We start from the raw sequence: 17,003 nt of genomic DNA on the forward strand, positions 1-17,003 counted from the left end.
CCTTTCATTCTGGAATTGAACTATACACGTCACTGCTTTAAATTACATTAATTACCACTTTACGTTCAACAGGCATACTTTACCTCCGTACAACCATACTAATGACATTCTATGAATACTAATGGAGGGTTAACGTATGGGTAAAAAATTAAATCTGCTGATGTTCAGCGGAGAATATGACAAAGCCATGGCGGGACTGATTCTGGCGAATGCCGCTAGGGATATTGAGGTAGAGGTTACGATGTTCTTCTCATTCTGGGGGCTGTTCCTCATCCGGGACCCGGAGACAATGACGCTGGAGGACAAGAGTATCTACGAGAAGCTGATGGATGTTATTACGCCCAAAGGGCCGGAGCAGCTGCCGCTCTCGCGGATGAACTTCAGCGGCCTAGGCAAGCTGATGCTGGAGGAGATGATTGAGGATCAAGGGGCACCGAAGCTGATTCACTTCCTTAAGGGGGCGCGCAAAAAGAACATCAAGTTCTATGCCTGCAAGCTCTCGGTGGAAATTATGGGCTTCAAGCCCGAGGAGCTTCTGCCTGAGGTGGAGATTATCGATGCTGCCGCGTACCTGAAGGACGCGCTGGAAAGTGATATCCAGCTTTTCATCTAAGCAGCATTAGGTCCAGCATGGGCTTTAACCTAATTCCGGGCACGGGCATATACTGAGGGCAAGCGGAAACGGATTTGCCGTCGTTATATTAGGGCGGTACCGCCATCCCTCCAAGGACGGTCCCCTTCCGTATCCGCGACCACAGATTCATTGTCTGGAGGGATTATCCGTGCTGAGTATCCGTCACGCCGGTGCAGCAGAGGCGCCGCCATCATTGCAGGAGCATTTCGCGGCTTTTCGCGAGCATACCATAGGAAACCGTCATATGATTACTACCCCGTACGGCCGCCAGCCGCTGCTGTATGCCGACTGGACGGCCAGCGGTCGGCTCTACGAGCCGATCGAGCGCAGAATGCAGGAGAGCTTCGGCCCCTATGTTAGCAATCCGCATACCGATTCCAATACTACAGGGCTAACGATGACCCTGGCTTATAATGAAGCCCGGCAGATCATCCGGCAGCATGTGAATGCCGGTCCCGGAGATGTGCTGCTCTTCTGCGGCAACGGCACTACCGGAGCGGTGAACAAGCTGCAGCGGCTCATGGGCCTGAGGCTGCCGGAATGGCTGCAGCAGAACTACGTCTGCCCGCCGGAGGAACGCCCGGTTATCTTCGTCAGTCATATGGAGCATCATTCCAATCTGCTGCCCTGGCAGGAAGGCATCGGCGATGTGGTCACCGTTCCATCCGGGCCGGGCGGGCAGGTTGACCTTCAGCAGTTAGAGGAGCTGCTGCTCCGCTACCGGAACCGCCGCTTCAAAATCGGCTCTTTCACCGCCTGCTCCAATGTGACCGGCATCCAGACACCCTACCATCAGCTTGCCGCGCTCATGCACCGGCATGGCGGGGTTTGCTTTGTCGATTTTGCCGCGAGCGCACCTTATGAACGGATTGACATGCATCCCGTATCTCCTCAGGAGAAGCTGGATGCCATCTTCTTCTCTCCGCACAAATTCCTCGGCGGCCCCGGAACAGGCGGAGTGTTGCTGTTTGATGCCGCACTTAGCACCGGCAGTGTGCCGGATGAACCCGGCGGTGGCACCGTGGTATGGGTCAACCGCTGGGGCGGGCGGCGCTATATTGCTGACGTGGAGGTGCGCGAGGACGGAGGCACCCCCGGTTTCCTTCAGGCTATCCGCACAGCGCTGTGCATCAGACTGAAGGATCAGATGAATGGACCCGGACAATATATGGTCGTCCGGGAGCAGGAGCTATGCCGGAAGCTGCTCGCGGAGCTTGCGCAGATTCCTGGCTGCTCTGTACTAGCAGGCGCGCAAGCTGAGCGCCACGGGATCATCTCCTTCACGCTGAAGGAGATCCACTACAATCTCGCCGTCCGCCTGCTGAATGACCGCTTCGGTATTCAAGCGCGCGGAGGCTGCTCCTGCGCCGGCCCGTACGGCCATCAGCTGCTCGGGCTGGACCCTGCGGATTCGCAGGCGTTCATCCAGGCGATCCTCGCAGGTGACCAGTCACTGAAGCCGGGCTGGGTCCGCCTGTCCCTGCACCCGGTCATGACTGACCGGGAGGTGGAGCATATGGCCTTCGCCGTCCGTTCCATCGTCAGCCGCATCGGCGAATGGAGCAGCGACTACCGCTATAATCCTGCCACCAACAGCTGGCTTCACTCCGGGGATACCAGGGAACCTGGCGGCGAGATCCGCGAATTATTCTCTCTGTAGCGGTTTGCTGCTTGATTCCCGTTCCCGGGCCATCCGGGCGAATCTGGACTCAATCGCCTTAACCCCCCACAGCGACACCCCGATAAACAGCAGCACGTAGACCATCTCTCCCGGATGACGGATGAACCGGTCCACATCATTGCCGATGTAGGAGACCGCGAATACCATAATGGCTTTGCCGGCGCAGAGGGCAATCAGATAGGAGCGAAGACGCATGGCAGCAAGCCCGGCAGCCATATTGATGACTACGAATGGCCCTACCGGAAACAGACTGAGCAGAAAAACATAGCTGAACCCGCTCTGGCGGACCCAGGTCATGCTTTTGGCGACCTTGGGCCGCTCGGCCCATTTGCGCAGGTAGCGGTGGCTGCCGATTTTACGGATAATCAGGAAGGTAGTTACACACCCCGCTACAAGACCGATCCAGGAATACAGGAACCCGAGCCATAAGCCGTATACTGCTCCGTTAAGCCCCACAATCGCGATGGTCGGCAGCGGCGGCACGAATGATTTCATGAAGGTAAGACCCACTCCGGGCAGCGGCCCGAGCGAGCGGTACTGCTCCAGCAGCGTCCGCAGCCGCTCCTCGGTCAGCCATGACATTATATCTAAAAAGAACATTTCCTCAGCTCTCCTCATTACATTCTGGAATAGTTGAAAGTTATACATAGCATTGAGTTTCAATTATACAATACTTCTGTCCGCCTGACGCTAAAACGTCAACTGACTAGACAAGCATAAGCTGCCGGGGATATGATGAAATCAACTAGTAACAGAGTCGGCATGAACCTGGATATACTCTTATCCTGTCGAATTATCAGTCAGCCCGAAGTGAGGTCTTCATGAAACCATTTGATTATAGTCTGCTGGCCAAAAGAACGCTCGCCCTGCTGTGCATCTGCCTGCTTGCCGCATCTGCCCTGGTACCCTTGCTCGACAACTCCGCTTCTGAATGTACTAGCCGGAATCCCGGTTATATAGATTTGTCCACATGTACCTTCGATGATTCTGCTGTCTTCCCGCTGGATGGAGAATGGGAATTCTACTGGCAACAACTGCTGGACCCGCAGGAGAACCTCTCCAGGACTGCGGAAGCGCCAGCTTATTTGACCGTGCCCGGGACTTGGACCCCGCGTACTGAAGCTAGCGGATTCTCCCGTTATGGGTATGCCACTTACCGTCTGCTGGTCCAGCTCCCGCCGGATATCCCCGCCTTTGCGCTCAAGGTAACCAGCATCCGCTTTGCCAGTCTGGTATTTGTGAACGGCAACCTTCTGGAGGGAAGTGGAATACCGGGCATATCCCGTCAGAACACTGAACCGCGGAATAACCCGTATTCTCTTACCTTCAGCGCCAAGAACAATAAGGCTGAGATTCTGATTCACGTGTCCAACTTCACTTATACCAACGGAGGAATTGCCGAGTCTATCCGGATTGGCACTCCTGCTGCTATAGGAGCCATGGACCAGCGCAACAGCACCTACGATATATTTCTGGTGGCAGGTTTTGCTTTTATCGGACTCTACTTCTTCGGACAGGGGTTGCAGCGTAAGGAGGATAACTCTTCCCTACAATTGGCCATGTATTGCTTCACTATTGCCCTCTACATGATGACACACAGCGAGAAGCTGCTTTTTGAATACTTCCCTTCGATCTCTTACGAGGGATTCAGCAAGCTGCAGGCGATGTCTAGTGTGATCGGATTCTATTTCGTATCCAGCTATACCTATTCCCTGTTTCCTTCTCTCTATTCCCGGCTTTTCCGGTGGATTACCCTTATTTATTCACTAGGCTTCTGCCTGATTGTCCTTACAAGTACAATTACTGTTTACTCCCGCGTCGCAAGTATACTGCTGATTTTCAGCCTCATCTCCGCCTGCTATACCTTCTATGTTATGGCGAAGGCTGCCTGGCGGCGGGAGACCGGTTCTTATTATTTGCTCATCGGTGTAGTCGCTGCGATCATGTTCACCTCCTCGCTCTCCGCCAACCTGTTTCTGGGCACAGGACTATATGCTATCCCTCCGGTGTCCGGCCCCATCTTCGTTCTTGCCGAGGGTTTGTTTCTGTCTGCACGGCATGCACATGCCTATCAGACGATCAAGCAGCTCTCCCTTCAGCTCGAACGCAAGGACAGGGACAAGGATGAGTTCCTGCTCAAGACTTCGACCCAGCTGCGTACACCGCTGAATGCTATCATCAATATCTCACTGTCTATGTATGAGGGCGCCGGCGGGCCGCTTACCCCTTCACAGCGTGAGGATATGCGGCTGATCCTCGGAACCGGAAGACGGCTGGCCTTCCTGGTCAGGGATATCCTAGATTATGAACAGATCAAGCGGCAGCGCATCACCCTGCACTGGGGTGCTGTGGATATTCAGGGCGTTGCGAAAATTGTAATTGAAGTCTTCCAGTTTCTAAATAAAAACGGTGAGATCCGTATCAAGAACCGCATTCCGCCGGGTGCGTTCCTGGTCCAGGCCGATGAACAGCGGCTGATGCAGATCCTCTACAACCTGATGGATAATGCGCTGAAATTCACCGATCGCGGCAGCGTGATTATTGAGGCCGCTCAGCTGGATGATTCCATATCGGTTACGGTCACCGATACCGGCCGGGGCATTCCCCAGGAACAGCTGGAGAGCATCTTCCGTGATTATGAGCAGGTTAACGAAGCCGATTCGCTGGAGACTGGTGGACTGGGCCTGGGTCTGGCCATTACCCGTAAGCTTGTAGAATTGCACGGGGGAAAGATTACCGTGTCCTCCACGCTTGGCCGCGGAAGCAGCTTCACCTTCACACTCCCCGCCAGGCAGGCTGACGCTGCCGTTAAGGAGGAGCCGGAAGACCGTCAGCTACTGCTTAGACCGGTGCAGTCGCCTCCGGAAGCTGTCGATGAAGAGTGGAAGTACAGAACCACCCTAGTAACACACTCCACCGGACAGGCTGGCCCCTACGCTCCCCGCATTCTGATTGTGGATGACGATTATGCCAATCTGAAGGCGCTGACCAACCTGCTGTCGCTGGAGAATTATACGATCTCCAGTATGGGCAGCGGCAATGACGCACTGGCACTGCTTGCAGAGGACCGTGATTTCGACCTCTGCATCATCGATGTCATGATGCCGGGAATGTCGGGCCTAGAGCTGTGCAGGAGGATCCGCCAGACTTACACGCCTCTGGATCTGCCGATCCTGATGGCCACTGCCGGACAGCAGCTTCACTTCAATGAGGCGGCCTTCCGTGCCGGAGCTAACGACTTCATCCATAAGCCTTATGCCTGGAGCGATCTCAAGGGGCGCGTCAATACCCTGGTACAGCTGAGACGATCGGTATCCGACCGGCTAAGTTCGGAGATCGCGATGCTGCGCGCGCAGATCAAACCGCATTTTCTCTACAATGCCATTAATACGATCATCTGGATGAGCACACGCAACAATGAGAAAACCCGGCATTTGTTGTACGATTTGAGCCACTTTCTGCGCGGCAGCTTTGATTTCAGCAATCAGGAAACGGCGATTCCGTTTGAGAAGGAGCTTGAACTGATTGAGGCTTATCTGTCACTGGAGCAGGCCCGTTTCGGGAAACGGCTGAATGCCCAATATAATATTGAAGTCAGTGAATTCTCATTGCCGCCGCTGATTGTGCAGCCGATCGTGGAGAATGCCGTACGCCACGGACTGATGGAGAGGATTGATGGCGGAACCGTAATCCTCTCCACCAGACAGGAAGGCAATTCCATCCTCATTACTGTCGCCGATAACGGTAAGGGAATGAGCGATGAGCAGCTCTCCTCCTGGATGAACGAGGGCTACCGTTCTCCACATGGAGAAGGCACCGGAATCGGCCTGCGGAATATCAACCGCCGGCTGCTGACACAGTTCGGCTATCCGCTTGTCATTTCACGTGGGAGCAACGGGGGTATTGAGGTACTTATAACAATCCCATGGAAGGATGAGGTCTCCTGAGTATATCTGTAATGGTTATTGACGACGAATGGCCAGCGCTGGAGCAGATGCGTGAGCTGCTGCTTCAGTGTGACGGCATTCCCTCTGTTATTGTGTATGATAATCCGCGCGAAGCTTTTACGGCTGCTGTAGAACATAAACCTGACATTCTATTTCTGGACATCCAGATGCCTGAGCTGTCCGGCTTGGCTTTTGCCGAGAAGCTGCTGCCCTTCTCACCGGACACGGATATCGTATTCGTGACAGCGTACCGGAATTATGCCGTCGAAGCCTTTGAGCTGTCGGCGGTGGATTATCTGCTGAAGCCCGTAGACCCCTCCCGCCTGCTCAAGACGTGGAACAAGATACTCTCCAAGCGTATGCTTCCCGTCGCCACCGGGACAAGAAGTGCCGAAACGGCCTTCCGCCTTCTTGGCGGTTATGAGCTGACCGGTCCACAGGGAGCCGTGAAATGGAGCACTCATAAGGCGGAGGAGTTATTCGCCTATCTATGGATTCACAGACAGGGCAGCGTAAGCGTAATTCTGAATGATGTGTTTCCGCAATGGAACTATGAGAAGGGCAAGCAATATCTGCACACCACTGTCTATCAGATCCGCAAAACCTTAAAGAAGGCTGCGCTGGAGGACAGTATTGAGCTGACCTTCGACAGGGAAAACTACCGGCTGGAATCCAGGGGGATCGAAGGCGATACCGAAAGATTCATGGAGGCAGCCACGCTCGCACTGCAGAACAATCAGCTGGAGGAGATGCGCGAGGCTGCCGCCCAGTACAAAGGGGACCTGCTGCAATCGCTGGACAGCCTCTGGGTCTATTCCTCCCGCGACAAATACCGCCGTCTCTACCTCAAGCTGCTGGAGCAGCTTACCCTGGAGCTGATACAGGCCGGGCGTCATTATGAAGCGGAAGATTATGCCGTGCGCCTGACCGAGCTGGAGCCGCTGGATGAGAGCTATGCCCTGCAATTGATCTCCATTTATTATGAAATCGGCAAGCCTCTGAGGGCGCAGCGAAAATTCACCCAATTCAGAGACTCCTACCAAGCCGAGACGGGCGATGACCTGCCGGAATGGTTCATGGAGGTCTACCAGCGGCTGGGCAAATAAATGCTGAAGCGCACTTTTTCTTCGTATATTTCACGAGGCGCGGGCAATTATAAAAGACGACATTCCTTCCCCAGCCTGGCGAAGGAATGTCGTCTTTATAGACTTCATCTTTACTGAGATAAGTCTCAGTGAGCTCGTTAGCTTATAATCCCGTTCAATCACATTGAAAGAGGCGTATCCATGCTTACGAAAACAACAACAGATGATTTTATCATTTAGATACTAATTGGTTCTCGATAGCTGCCGCCAAAATCTCATAAGAAGAATCCGGTAGTAGTGTCCCGTTAACCATAAATTGAGGAGTTCCATTTATTCCGTAATGTCCAGCTGTTTTATAATCTTGTTTAACATCCAACATATACATACATTTTTTCGTAAAAACCCCAAAATATTTCATTATTTTGATGGGCAATTGCTTCTCCGGCGCTTGCTGCGAGAATAGAATCACGATCTATAAATGCGTAGTTAATAAAAAATATTTCTGCTTTACCCGAATCGACAAATTCCTTTTTTAGACGTTCCCGGTTTGCTTCCTTCCACTTTTTACAGGCTGGGCACTTAAAGTCAGCATATTCAATCACCTTTACTTTAGCATCAGTATTTCCAAGGTGTGGCTGCTTTTCGTATTTAAATCCCTCCACATAATACTTTCCTTTAATTTCCGTATAATTTGGCATCTTTTCCAAAGCGGATATTTTAGGAGAATTATTATTGTATACAACAAGAAGCGCAAGAAATATTACAAGAAGAGATAATATAGAAATAATAAAATATAGGCTCTTATTACGAAATTTATTCATACTCTCTCTTTCTCACTTCATATTCTAAGGTTGATTTTTCATCCATACAATCTGACCATTCTGATTAATATATACTTCTTCTTCTTCAACACTACTATATGTGTAAGAAAGACCATTCGTAAAGTTCTGGGCCCATGCCAATGTTGGCTGGATAACCCACACTCCTGTCTTATTAATGAAGCCTGTCTTCCCTCCCGTTTCAGCAACTGCAAGTCCCTCATGAAAGTCGCCCGCCGCATCAAATTGGTTGTGAATAAGCAGCATTCCTTTGTTATCTATATAACCTGATTTTCCATTTATTTTAACAACTGCCAATCCTTCCGAAAAGGAGTGAACTGCCTCATAGATAGCAGGAATCACTAATTTTCCTTTCTTATTAATAAAGCCATACTTAGTTCCCGCTTTAACAGCTGCCAATCCTTCTGAAAAAGATTCCCCATTTGAATAATTTGCATTGAATAAGAATTTCCCTTTGTTATCGATATAATGGGAAGTTCCATTTATTGTAACCTGAGCAGCCCCTTCAGAGAAATCCTTAGCGCTGTTATATTGAGCCTTAATTACTATTTTCCCTGAAGAATTGATATATCCATATCTACTCCCCACCTGGACAGCGGCCAATCCTTCGGAGAATTTATTAGCTTTTTTAAACTGCGGTTTTATAACACTGGCTCCCGTAAGGTCCATATAACCATAGTTAGAAACAGCATAGTTAGATGCAGTATCAAGCGTTCTATACGCTGCAAGTCCTTCTGAGAAATCTTTGGCATCATAGTAGTTTCCCTTGGATATCACTTTATTCCCTTGCTGATTGATGAATCCGTCAAATTTTGCATTTGAATAAACAATAGCCAAACCCTCATTAAAAGCATAGGCATCTGTAAACTTTGTTTGATAATCAATTACAATCTTGCCATCCGCATCAATATAGCCGAATTTCCCACCGTTTGATACCGGAAAAAGATTTTGCTTAGAGTATAGTGAGACAATTTGAGAATTCCCATACCACTTCACTTCGAGACTGCTAGCTTCACCTATAAAACGAAGAGGTACAAATGTTGTCCCATATATAATCTGAGGAGCTACTTGAAGTGTAATTGGAGCATCATTAATCCATGCCGTATTTTGATTAATTACTAATTTAATAGTAGTGCCTGCTTTATCTCCAAAGATTGTTTTGCTTGCTGAATCATAACTAACAGTAAAACCCAGTTTTGCGAATATGCCTTTAAAGGGAACCAACACCGTATTATTTTTCAGAATTGTGGAGTGCTCCATTTGAATGGAATTTCCATATAAAATAACCTTAATCCCATTTTTTGCAAAAGCAGACTCTTTACTGACTATTACAATAATGAATATAGCAATGAAAAATGAGAAGGCCACTTTTATTGATTTAAACATACCCTACAATTCAGCTCCTTGTATCTTTCAAATTCATCAAAGAAACTACATGATATAGCCAATTCCCTAACATCGCAGGAAATTGGCTATACCATTGATTACATTCCAGTTACGGCAATTATAACATTGTTGCTAGCATCACGTGTTACGGTAGCATAATCTTGATCTGGAGCTGGGAACGCACTACTTGGTACAGCTACTCCATCGACTTTGATATTAGTAAATTCCGACTTGTTTTTTCCGTCATCATCTCCGGTTACCACTGATAAAAGTTTCCACTTCTGAAAACTTGATGGCTGAATATTATAATTAGTATTAGATACTATTATTGTAGTCAATGGTTTATCAGCTGAACTACTACATCCAAGATCGCCACAAATAGCTTTACCATCAATTTTCATACGGATTTTCATGTTATTGTTGTACCATGCATAGAAAGTAACCTGTGAACCTGCTGTACCAGCATCGATGAATGTTTCCATATTTGATTCTGAGTGATCAACTGGAACAAAAAATGCTTTCTTTTCATGATTAACATCTTCTTCGTAAAAATAATAACCGTTATCTTCTACACTTATATAATCATATACCTGCTCTGAGAATGTTGTAGTAGCAAATCGTTTTAAATTTTTTATTAGCTTCTCTTTCTGAACCTCAGTAGCAGCCTCGGAGAGGAATTGATCAATTACATTCTGTAAGATACCAATTTCATTTAGTATCTCAACTTCACTTGTTGGCTCATTGGTTACTGAAATAGCCGCATTTTTAAAATCCATTGTTTTTTCTTCCTATAATTTAATTTTTTGAATAAAAAGTTTCCACCCAACGCTCCTCTCATATAATGAAATATTTGGAATTTTAAAGCTTATAATATTCCATATTTTTCAAAAATACAATCTATTTTAGAAATGAAAGTTATTTAAAGTTATATAAAACCAATTTTACATTTTTTATTAATTCGCATTTACTGTAAATTTATTTTCATAAGTAAGTGGTTAGCATATAAAAGACGATATTCTTCCCGCGGCAGTCGGGTGAATATCGTCTTTATTAAATATAGATCCTGAATCACCAAAATATACATAAAAAGCACAACATTTCATCCGCAGTTTTGCGGGTAAAGATCGTATTTTTTGGGGTATTGCTACAAGGGGGGGAATTCACTTTTCAGGCTGCTTTTTAGCGAAAATATGTATATTTTGTGCTCATCGATTCGATATTTTACGTCATAGTTCGACGTTTATCAGTGTTTTATCAGTGACAATTGTTACCATAGCCTTACACAAGTTAATTCAGACACAGGACCCATGATTAGAGCTATGGAGGTTATATAATGAATAAATGGACCGGATTCAAAAAAGTTGTCAAAAACACCCGATTGCTTCCACTTATGATGTCGATCATTCATGATGTTACTGTAGATAGTACAACTCCTGCGATGTCTGTAGAGGTTGCCACGGATAAAAGCTCTTATTTACCCGGGGAAGAAGTAACCGTGCTGTTGCTGTTGCGGGATTTCGCTCCTAATGACCATGGCTACAGCTATTTCAACTTCATTGTGCAATATGACAGCCAGGTATTCGACAACTCCGAATACACGCAGCAGTCAGTCTATACTGAAAGGAACTTTACCCCAGGTGACGAAGTGAATAATATGTTCCAGTTCAATTTCCAGAACCCGGTTGACGGAAGCATCTATATCGGAATGAATACCACTATGCGCGGAATTGATATTCAAGTCGAAGCTGCCAATAAGCTAAGCTTCATTCCGGCTGTAGACCAGACGCTGATAACCTTCAAGCTGCGGGTCAGAGAACAGACGCTTGCGTCCTCCTCGACCATCAGCCTTGCGAATGAATTCACCAGAATCCGAACTTCTGAGGCGGGCAACAGCTTTTATCTCTACTCACCCGATGTTAACGAAATCGCTCCCGTGCCTGTTGAAATCACCCAATCCCCGTCCGTTTCCGTCTTCTCACTGGAGTCAACCAACCGTCTGGCGTAGCGAAGTACCCATCAAAACCAGATCCAGCTTCAGATACACTTCAAATTGGCAGCCGGCTCTCCTTCCTGTACTATAGCTGTATACATACTCAGGAAGCAGGTGGATTGTTATGCTGCATTCAGAAATTATAAAGTTACGGGCAACAACCCTGGAAGATCTCGACTTTGTCCTGGATGCCGAAGGGGCTGAGCTAAACCGCCGGTTCATCGGCCAGTGGAGTAGGGATCAGCACACAGCAGCTTTGGATGACGGAGATATTATGCACCTGATTGTTCAAGACTCAGCCGGGGAACCGGCAGGTTACGTGATCCTTACAGGAATTCAGGACCGTAACCTCACGATCTGTATCCAGCGGATTGTCATTCAGACCAAGGGCTGCGGCTATGGAACAATGACACTGAAGCTGCTGACCCACTGGGTCTTCACCCATACAGATACTCACCGGCTGTGGCTGGACGTCAAAGATTATAACGCCAGAGCACAGCATGTCTATGAAGGGGCCGGCTTCAAACCGGAAGGCATCTTGCGCGAATGTGTACGAACTGAGGAAGGCTTCGAATCGCTGCAGATCATGTCTATCCTGCGGCAGGAATACAGACACGAATAATTACTGCAAAAACAGCCGGTCAGCCCATGTTCAGGGGCGATCCGGCTGTCTTTATTATAGAATGCAGGAACTGCAGTCACGATAATATTGGCAAAAAGCCGCGATCCCAGGATCGCAGCCCCTCTATCCGATATGTTGATTTACGTGTGGGTTTCAATCGGAGCCGCTGGCTTGCTGCCGCCAAAGATCAGCGTCGTCACATGCTTGCGTGCATCTGCTGTAAGCAGCAGCAGCTCTACCGGTTCTCCGGCCGGCTCCCTGCGGATAAATCGGACCTTCGCCCCGTCCAGATCCTCGAAGATGCCGGTAACCGTATATCCTTGCAGCAGGAGGCTGTCAATCGCCTGCCGCTCTTGGTCGAACTCCTCGAATGCCGACATCTCAGATCACTCCTCCGCTGATTTCCGCCTGGACCGGACGGGGCGCTTCAGCCTCGAAACGCTTGCGGTGCAAATACTTGCCCGCACCGGCCGTACCGACGAACGCCTTGTCGCGGATAACGAATTCTCCGCGGCTGAGCACAGACACCGGCTCGCCCTGAACCTGCATACCTTCAAAAGCATTATAATCCACATTCATATGATGGGTTTCTGCGGACAGCGTTCTTTCTACAGCCGGATCGAAGATGACGATATCTGCGTCACTGCCTACAGCGATTGTGCCTTTCTGCGGGAACAGGCCGAACAGCTTGGCACTGGAGGTGGAGATAATATCCACGAACTTGTTAAGTGAAATGCGGCCCTTCTGCACACCTTCAGAGTAGAGTACACTGAACCGGTCTTCGATGGTTGGCCCGCCGTTCGGAATCTTCGAGAAATTACCCAGTCCCAGATCCTTCTGTCCCTTGAAGTTAAAAGAGCACTGATCCGAGCCAATCGTCTGCAGCGTGCCGCTCCACAGCGCATCCCAGAGTACATCCTGATTCCACTGCTCGCGCAGCGGAGGAGACCAGACATACTTCGCACCCTCGAAGTCCGGCTTCTCAAGCGCTGACTGGTCCAGCACCAGATACTGCGGGCAGGTCTCGCCGTAGACGCGCAGCCCTTTCTTGCGGGCTTCCGCGATCTTCCAAGCCGCTTCGGCGCAGGTCACATGCACTACATAGAGCTGCGAATCCGTCAGCCCCGTTAAATATGCCGCCCGGCCGGTGGCCTCGCCCTCCAGCTCAGGAGGACGGGTCAGCGCGTGATAGATCGGATCGGTGTTGCCGGCAGCCAGCGCCTGGTCGACCAGATACTCGATCACATCACCGTTCTCGGCATGCACCATAACGAGTGCGCCTTCGCGCCTCGCCGCCTGCAGCGTCTTGTACAGCACGCCATCATCGGCCTGGAACGTGTTCTTATAAGCCATGAAAACCTTCAGCGAAGTGATGCCTTCCTTCTCAATAATCTGCGGCAGCTCGCCAAGCACCTTGTCGTTAAGCTCTGAGACCATCAGGTGAAAGCTGTAGTCAATGACTGCTTTATCCTGCGACTTGTTATGCCAGGTGTCTACCGCCTGCTGCAGCGGCTGGCCCTTGGTGGTCAGGCAGAAGTCGATAACCGTTGTGGTTCCGCCATAGGCGGCGGCCATCGTGCCGGTCTCGAAATCATCGGCAGTGACGGTACCGCCAAAAGGCATATCCAGATGCGTATGCGGGTCAATCCCCCCCGGAAATACGTAACAGCCGGAAGCGTCGACAATCTCTGCTCCCGGCGCTTCAAGATTCAGGCCAATTCCGGTGATGATCCCATCTTCAATCAGGACATCCCCTGTATAAGTATCCGCTGCTGTGACGATAATGCCGTTCTTGATGATCTTCTTCATCTTAACCCACCTCCACTTCCGAATAAGAACCGTTTAATCCGCTAATGACCTGATTACGCTGATTCCAGGTCATCGGGGCCGCTCCGCTATCCAGTGCAACCATATCAATGGCACCCTCCGCCGGGCAGACAATCGAACACAGATTACAGCCTACACAATCTTCCTCACGCACCTGCAGAATCGCCTTGCCTTCGGCATTCGTAAGCATGTCGATACATTGATGCGAAGCGTCCTCGCAGGCGATATGGCATTTATTGCAGTTAATGCAGTTATCCTCGTTAATCCGCGCAACCACTTTATAGTTAAGGTCGAGATCGCCCCAGTTGGAATACTTGGGCACCGATTTGCCGATCAGCTCCATCACAGAGGCCAGGCCCTTCTCATCCAGGTAATTATTCAGGCCGTCGATCATCTCCTCCACAATCCGGAAGCCATGATGCATAACCGCCGTACACACCTGAATGCCGGTGGAGCCCATCAGCATGAACTCTACGACATCCTGCCAGGTGGAGATGCCTCCGATTCCTGAAATCGGAACACCGACTGCGCGGTCGCGGGCGCATTCCGCCACCATGCTGAGGGCAATCGGCTTCACTGCCGGACCGCAGTAGCCGCCGTGTGCACCCTGTCCGCCGACATTCGGGATCGTGTTCCAGCTGTGAATATCCACTCCGGCCAGACTGTTGATCGTATTGATCAGGCTGATTGCATCCGCGCCGCCCTTGACGGCATGCCGGGCTACGACCGTAATGTCGGTGATATTCGGCGTCAGCTTCACAATGACCGGTGTTGTCGCCACTTCCTTGACCCAGGCGGTCTGCGCCTGCACCAGATCGGGCTGCTGGCCGGAGGCTGCGCCCATTCCACGCTCGGCCATCCCATGCGGACAGCCGAAGTTGAGCTCAAGGCCGTCTACGCCGACCGCTTCGACGCGCTTGACGATTTCATGCCATTTCTCCTGCTTGGGCTCGACCATCAGCGAAGCGATAATCGTATTGTTCGGGAATCTCTTCTTCGTCTCATAGATTTCCTTGAGGTTAACCTCCAGCGGACGGTCGGTAATGAGCTCGATATTGTTGAAGCCCGCTACACGCTGCCCGTTAAAATGAACGGCAGCAAACCGCGAGGAGGTGTTAATGACCGGCTCGCCCAGCGTTTTCCACACCGCACCGCCCCAGCCCGCTTCGAAGGCACGCTGCACCTGATAACCTGTATTGGTAGGCGGCGCAGAGGCCAGCCAGAACGGATTCGGTGACTTGATTCCTGCAAAATCAATACTGAGATCTGCCATTGATATTCCCTCCCTGTCTTATGAAATCTATACCGCAGAGCCAACCACACTGTCCTGATGGCCCGACATTTGCTTCACAATCGCATAGGCGGCATCCTTGCCCTGCTGGGCGGCGGAGACAACCATCGCTTCACCTGCACCGGAACCGAAGACGATATCACCGGCAGCATAGATCTGCGGATCAGAGGTACGCCCGGTTGCCCCGTCAATCTTCACTACACCCCGGTGATGCTCCAAGCCCAGCGCTTCAATGAGGTCAATCCGCCGCTTCTGCCCGATCGCCACAACTACAGCGTCCACGGGCAGGATGAATTCTGAGCCCTCCACCGGCATCGGAGCAAGGCGGCCATCCGGACCTGTCTCACCCGTCAGCTTCATCTGCACACATTCCAGCCCGGTAACATTCCCAAGCCCGTCCCCGACAATCCGCTTCGGCAGGGTCAGCCAGCTGAACTCCACGCCTTCCTGCTTAGCGAATTCATATTCGAAGTCATAGGCCGTCATCTCCGTACGGGTCCGGCGGTAGACCATCTTCACGTTCGCTGCGCCAAGCCGCACGGAGCAGGTAGCCGCATCAATTGCCGTGTTGCCTGCACCAATGACAGCAACGCGCCGGCCCATCAGCTCCAGGGTAGGAATCCCGGTCTTCGTGGTTTCCACCAGCTCTATCGCATCATAGACACCGGACAGCTTCTCGCCCTCGATGCCCAGCGGAGGGACATAGCCCATGCCTGCAGCCAGCACAATAGCATCATACCCGGCCTTCAGCTCTTCTACAGAGATATCCACTCCGACCTTCATTCCGGTGCGGATCTCTACACCCAGCTTCTCTACCTGCTCTACTTCCCACAGGGAGATAGACTGCGGTAGCCGGAAGGATACGATCCCGTGCGTATCGAGGCCTCCTGCCAGCTGCTTCGCTTCATAGATCACCACCTGGAAGCCTTCCCGCGCCAGCTCTCTGGCTGCAGACAGCCCGGCCGGTCCGCCGCCGATCACGGCGACTTTTTTACCGTTGGGGACACCTGCCTTGAATAATTGAACGCCGCTGCTGATCGCCCAGTCAGTAGCGTAACGCTGCAGCAGGCCAATCTGAATCGGCGCCGAAGCGTCATTCAGGACACAGGCACCCTCGCACAGCTCTTCAGTAGGGCATACGCGGGCGCAGCTGGCACCTACCGGATTGGAATCCATAATCGTCTGCGCCGAACCCTTCAGGTTATCGGTGGCGATTCTTTTGATGAAGGAAGGGATATTAATGCTGGTCGGACAGGCCTTGATACAAGGGGCATCATAACAATACAGGCAGCGGTTGGATTCCTCGATTGCACCTTTGCGGGTAAGTCCCGGCTCAGCCTCGGCAAAATTACGCATGAATAGTTCAGGTGTGAATGTTAACGGTGAAGCCTGCTCCATCGGTTATCCCTCCTTTTGTATGATAGCTTCCGCATTCGAATCAGGTTTGTGTTATATAATATAACATTATTACGATGATTGCCTTAATATTTTACTTACTTATCAGGATTATTGTAGTAAAATAAACTCTAAGCCAACATCAACACCCTAAAATTAAATATTGAGTCATATTTCCTGACATATTATATTAAAACTATAGTCAATTCGATTTTTCGTTACATTAGACACATTGTCTAATTTCAAAACTCTATTTTTTACCTGTGAGAATGTGCTGAGAATGAGGAAGCCGCGCAGGCGGGCTGC

14 protein-coding genes are annotated in these 17,003 nt (G+C 50.3%); 6 read left to right on the forward strand and 8 right to left on the reverse strand.

What is annotated here, in order from left to right; all coding sequences use genetic code 11:
- Positions 1-136: 136 nt before the first annotated feature.
- Together R50912_RS31075 and R50912_RS31080 are read left to right on the forward strand one after the other, a co-directional pair.
- A complete protein-coding gene (locus R50912_RS31075; RefSeq protein WP_042140320.1) occupies positions 137-613 on the forward strand; it encodes a DsrE/DsrF/DrsH-like family protein in 477 nt (158 codons plus the stop codon).
- Between the two features lie 169 nt (positions 614-782).
- The gene (locus R50912_RS31080; protein ID WP_042240486.1) at positions 783-2,294 is read left to right on the forward strand and encodes an aminotransferase class V-fold PLP-dependent enzyme; all 1,512 of its coding nucleotides are present in this window, start codon (positions 783-785) and stop codon (positions 2,292-2,294) included.
- Here the strand turns inward: R50912_RS31080 and R50912_RS31085 are convergent.
- On the reverse strand, positions 2,280-2,915 hold the full coding sequence (locus R50912_RS31085) for a TVP38/TMEM64 family protein (protein ID WP_042240488.1): 636 nt from the start codon (positions 2,913-2,915) through the stop codon (positions 2,280-2,282). The genes R50912_RS31080 and R50912_RS31085 overlap by 15 nt on opposite strands.
- Before the next feature lie 221 nt (positions 2,916-3,136).
- Between R50912_RS31085 and R50912_RS31090 the strand changes: the two genes are divergently transcribed.
- Positions 3,137-6,262 (forward strand): ATP-binding protein, encoded by a 3,126-nt coding sequence (locus R50912_RS31090; protein WP_052416780.1) that lies wholly within the window; start codon positions 3,137-3,139, stop codon positions 6,260-6,262.
- 11 nt (positions 6,263-6,273) lie between these two features.
- Complete coding sequence (locus R50912_RS33730) at positions 6,274-7,368, forward strand: response regulator (protein ID WP_052416781.1); 1,095 nt, start codon at positions 6,274-6,276, stop codon at positions 7,366-7,368.
- A 344-nt stretch (positions 7,369-7,712) separates the two neighbouring features.
- On the opposite strand, the gene R50912_RS31100 is transcribed toward R50912_RS33730, so the two are convergent.
- The 3 genes from R50912_RS31100 to R50912_RS31110 form a co-directional block, all read right to left on the reverse strand.
- The gene (locus R50912_RS31100) at positions 7,713-8,168 is read right to left on the reverse strand and encodes a thioredoxin domain-containing protein (protein ID WP_052416782.1); all 456 of its coding nucleotides are present in this window, start codon (positions 8,166-8,168) and stop codon (positions 7,713-7,715) included.
- A 24-nt stretch (positions 8,169-8,192) separates the two neighbouring features.
- The gene (locus R50912_RS31105; protein ID WP_052416783.1) at positions 8,193-9,572 is read right to left on the reverse strand and encodes a WG repeat-containing protein; all 1,380 of its coding nucleotides are present in this window, start codon (positions 9,570-9,572) and stop codon (positions 8,193-8,195) included.
- A gap of 98 nt (positions 9,573-9,670) precedes the next feature.
- Entirely contained in the window at positions 9,671-10,348 is a 678-nt protein-coding gene (locus R50912_RS31110) for a YrpD family protein (protein WP_042240492.1), read from the reverse strand.
- A 557-nt stretch (positions 10,349-10,905) separates the two neighbouring features.
- Here R50912_RS31110 and R50912_RS31115 point away from each other — a divergent pair.
- Both R50912_RS31115 and R50912_RS31120 read left to right on the forward strand, forming a co-directional pair.
- A complete protein-coding gene (locus R50912_RS31115; protein WP_042240494.1) occupies positions 10,906-11,577 on the forward strand; it encodes a hypothetical protein in 672 nt (223 codons plus the stop codon).
- 109 nt (positions 11,578-11,686) lie between these two features.
- The gene (locus R50912_RS31120) at positions 11,687-12,184 is read left to right on the forward strand and encodes a GNAT family N-acetyltransferase (RefSeq protein WP_042240496.1); all 498 of its coding nucleotides are present in this window, start codon (positions 11,687-11,689) and stop codon (positions 12,182-12,184) included.
- A gap of 140 nt (positions 12,185-12,324) precedes the next feature.
- Here R50912_RS31120 and R50912_RS31125 read toward each other — a convergent pair whose 3' ends face one another.
- From R50912_RS31125 to R50912_RS31140, 4 genes are read right to left on the reverse strand one after another with little or no spacing between them, the layout of a single operon-like run.
- On the reverse strand, positions 12,325-12,564 hold the full coding sequence (locus R50912_RS31125) for a hypothetical protein (RefSeq protein WP_042240499.1): 240 nt from the start codon (positions 12,562-12,564) through the stop codon (positions 12,325-12,327).
- 1 nt (position 12,565) lies between these two features.
- A complete protein-coding gene (gene hydA / locus R50912_RS31130; protein WP_042240501.1) occupies positions 12,566-13,993 on the reverse strand; it encodes a dihydropyrimidinase in 1,428 nt (475 codons plus the stop codon).
- Between the two features lies 1 nt (position 13,994).
- The gene (gene preA, locus R50912_RS31135; protein WP_042240504.1) at positions 13,995-15,284 is read right to left on the reverse strand and encodes an NAD-dependent dihydropyrimidine dehydrogenase subunit PreA; all 1,290 of its coding nucleotides are present in this window, start codon (positions 15,282-15,284) and stop codon (positions 13,995-13,997) included.
- Positions 15,285-15,311: 27 nt separating this feature from the next.
- Entirely contained in the window at positions 15,312-16,700 is a 1,389-nt protein-coding gene (locus tag R50912_RS31140; protein ID WP_042240507.1) for an NAD(P)-dependent oxidoreductase, read from the reverse strand.
- Between the last annotated feature and the right edge of the window lie 303 nt (positions 16,701-17,003).

The sequence above is a fragment of the Paenibacillus sp. FSL R5-0912 genome (genome assembly GCF_000758605.1).
GTDB lineage: Bacteria > Bacillota > Bacilli > Paenibacillales > Paenibacillaceae > Paenibacillus_AQ.

Bases quoted from the DNA above. Each gene is read 5' to 3' on its own strand.
- R50912_RS31075 (WP_042140320.1), top strand. From the start codon at position 137: ATGGGTAAAAAATTAAATCTGCTGATGTTCAGCGGAGAATATGACAAA.
- R50912_RS31085 (WP_042240488.1), bottom strand. From the start codon at position 2,915: ATGTTCTTTTTAGATATAATGTCATGGCTGACCGAGGAGCGGCTGCGG.
- R50912_RS31090 (WP_052416780.1), top strand. From the start codon at position 3,137: ATGAAACCATTTGATTATAGTCTGCTGGCCAAAAGAACGCTCGCCCTG.
- R50912_RS33730 (WP_052416781.1), top strand. From the start codon at position 6,274: ATGGTTATTGACGACGAATGGCCAGCGCTGGAGCAGATGCGTGAGCTG.
- R50912_RS31100 (WP_052416782.1), bottom strand. From the start codon at position 8,168: ATGAATAAATTTCGTAATAAGAGCCTATATTTTATTATTTCTATATTA.
- R50912_RS31105 (WP_052416783.1), bottom strand. From the start codon at position 9,572: ATGTTTAAATCAATAAAAGTGGCCTTCTCATTTTTCATTGCTATATTC.
- R50912_RS31110 (WP_042240492.1), bottom strand. From the start codon at position 10,348: ATGGATTTTAAAAATGCGGCTATTTCAGTAACCAATGAGCCAACAAGT.
- R50912_RS31115 (WP_042240494.1), top strand. From the start codon at position 10,906: ATGAATAAATGGACCGGATTCAAAAAAGTTGTCAAAAACACCCGATTG.
- R50912_RS31120 (WP_042240496.1), top strand. From the start codon at position 11,687: ATGCTGCATTCAGAAATTATAAAGTTACGGGCAACAACCCTGGAAGAT.
- R50912_RS31125 (WP_042240499.1), bottom strand. From the start codon at position 12,564: ATGTCGGCATTCGAGGAGTTCGACCAAGAGCGGCAGGCGATTGACAGC.
- hydA (WP_042240501.1), bottom strand. From the start codon at position 13,993: ATGAAGAAGATCATCAAGAACGGCATTATCGTCACAGCAGCGGATACT.
- preA (WP_042240504.1), bottom strand. From the start codon at position 15,284: ATGGCAGATCTCAGTATTGATTTTGCAGGAATCAAGTCACCGAATCCG.
- R50912_RS31140 (WP_042240507.1), bottom strand. From the start codon at position 16,700: ATGGAGCAGGCTTCACCGTTAACATTCACACCTGAACTATTCATGCGT.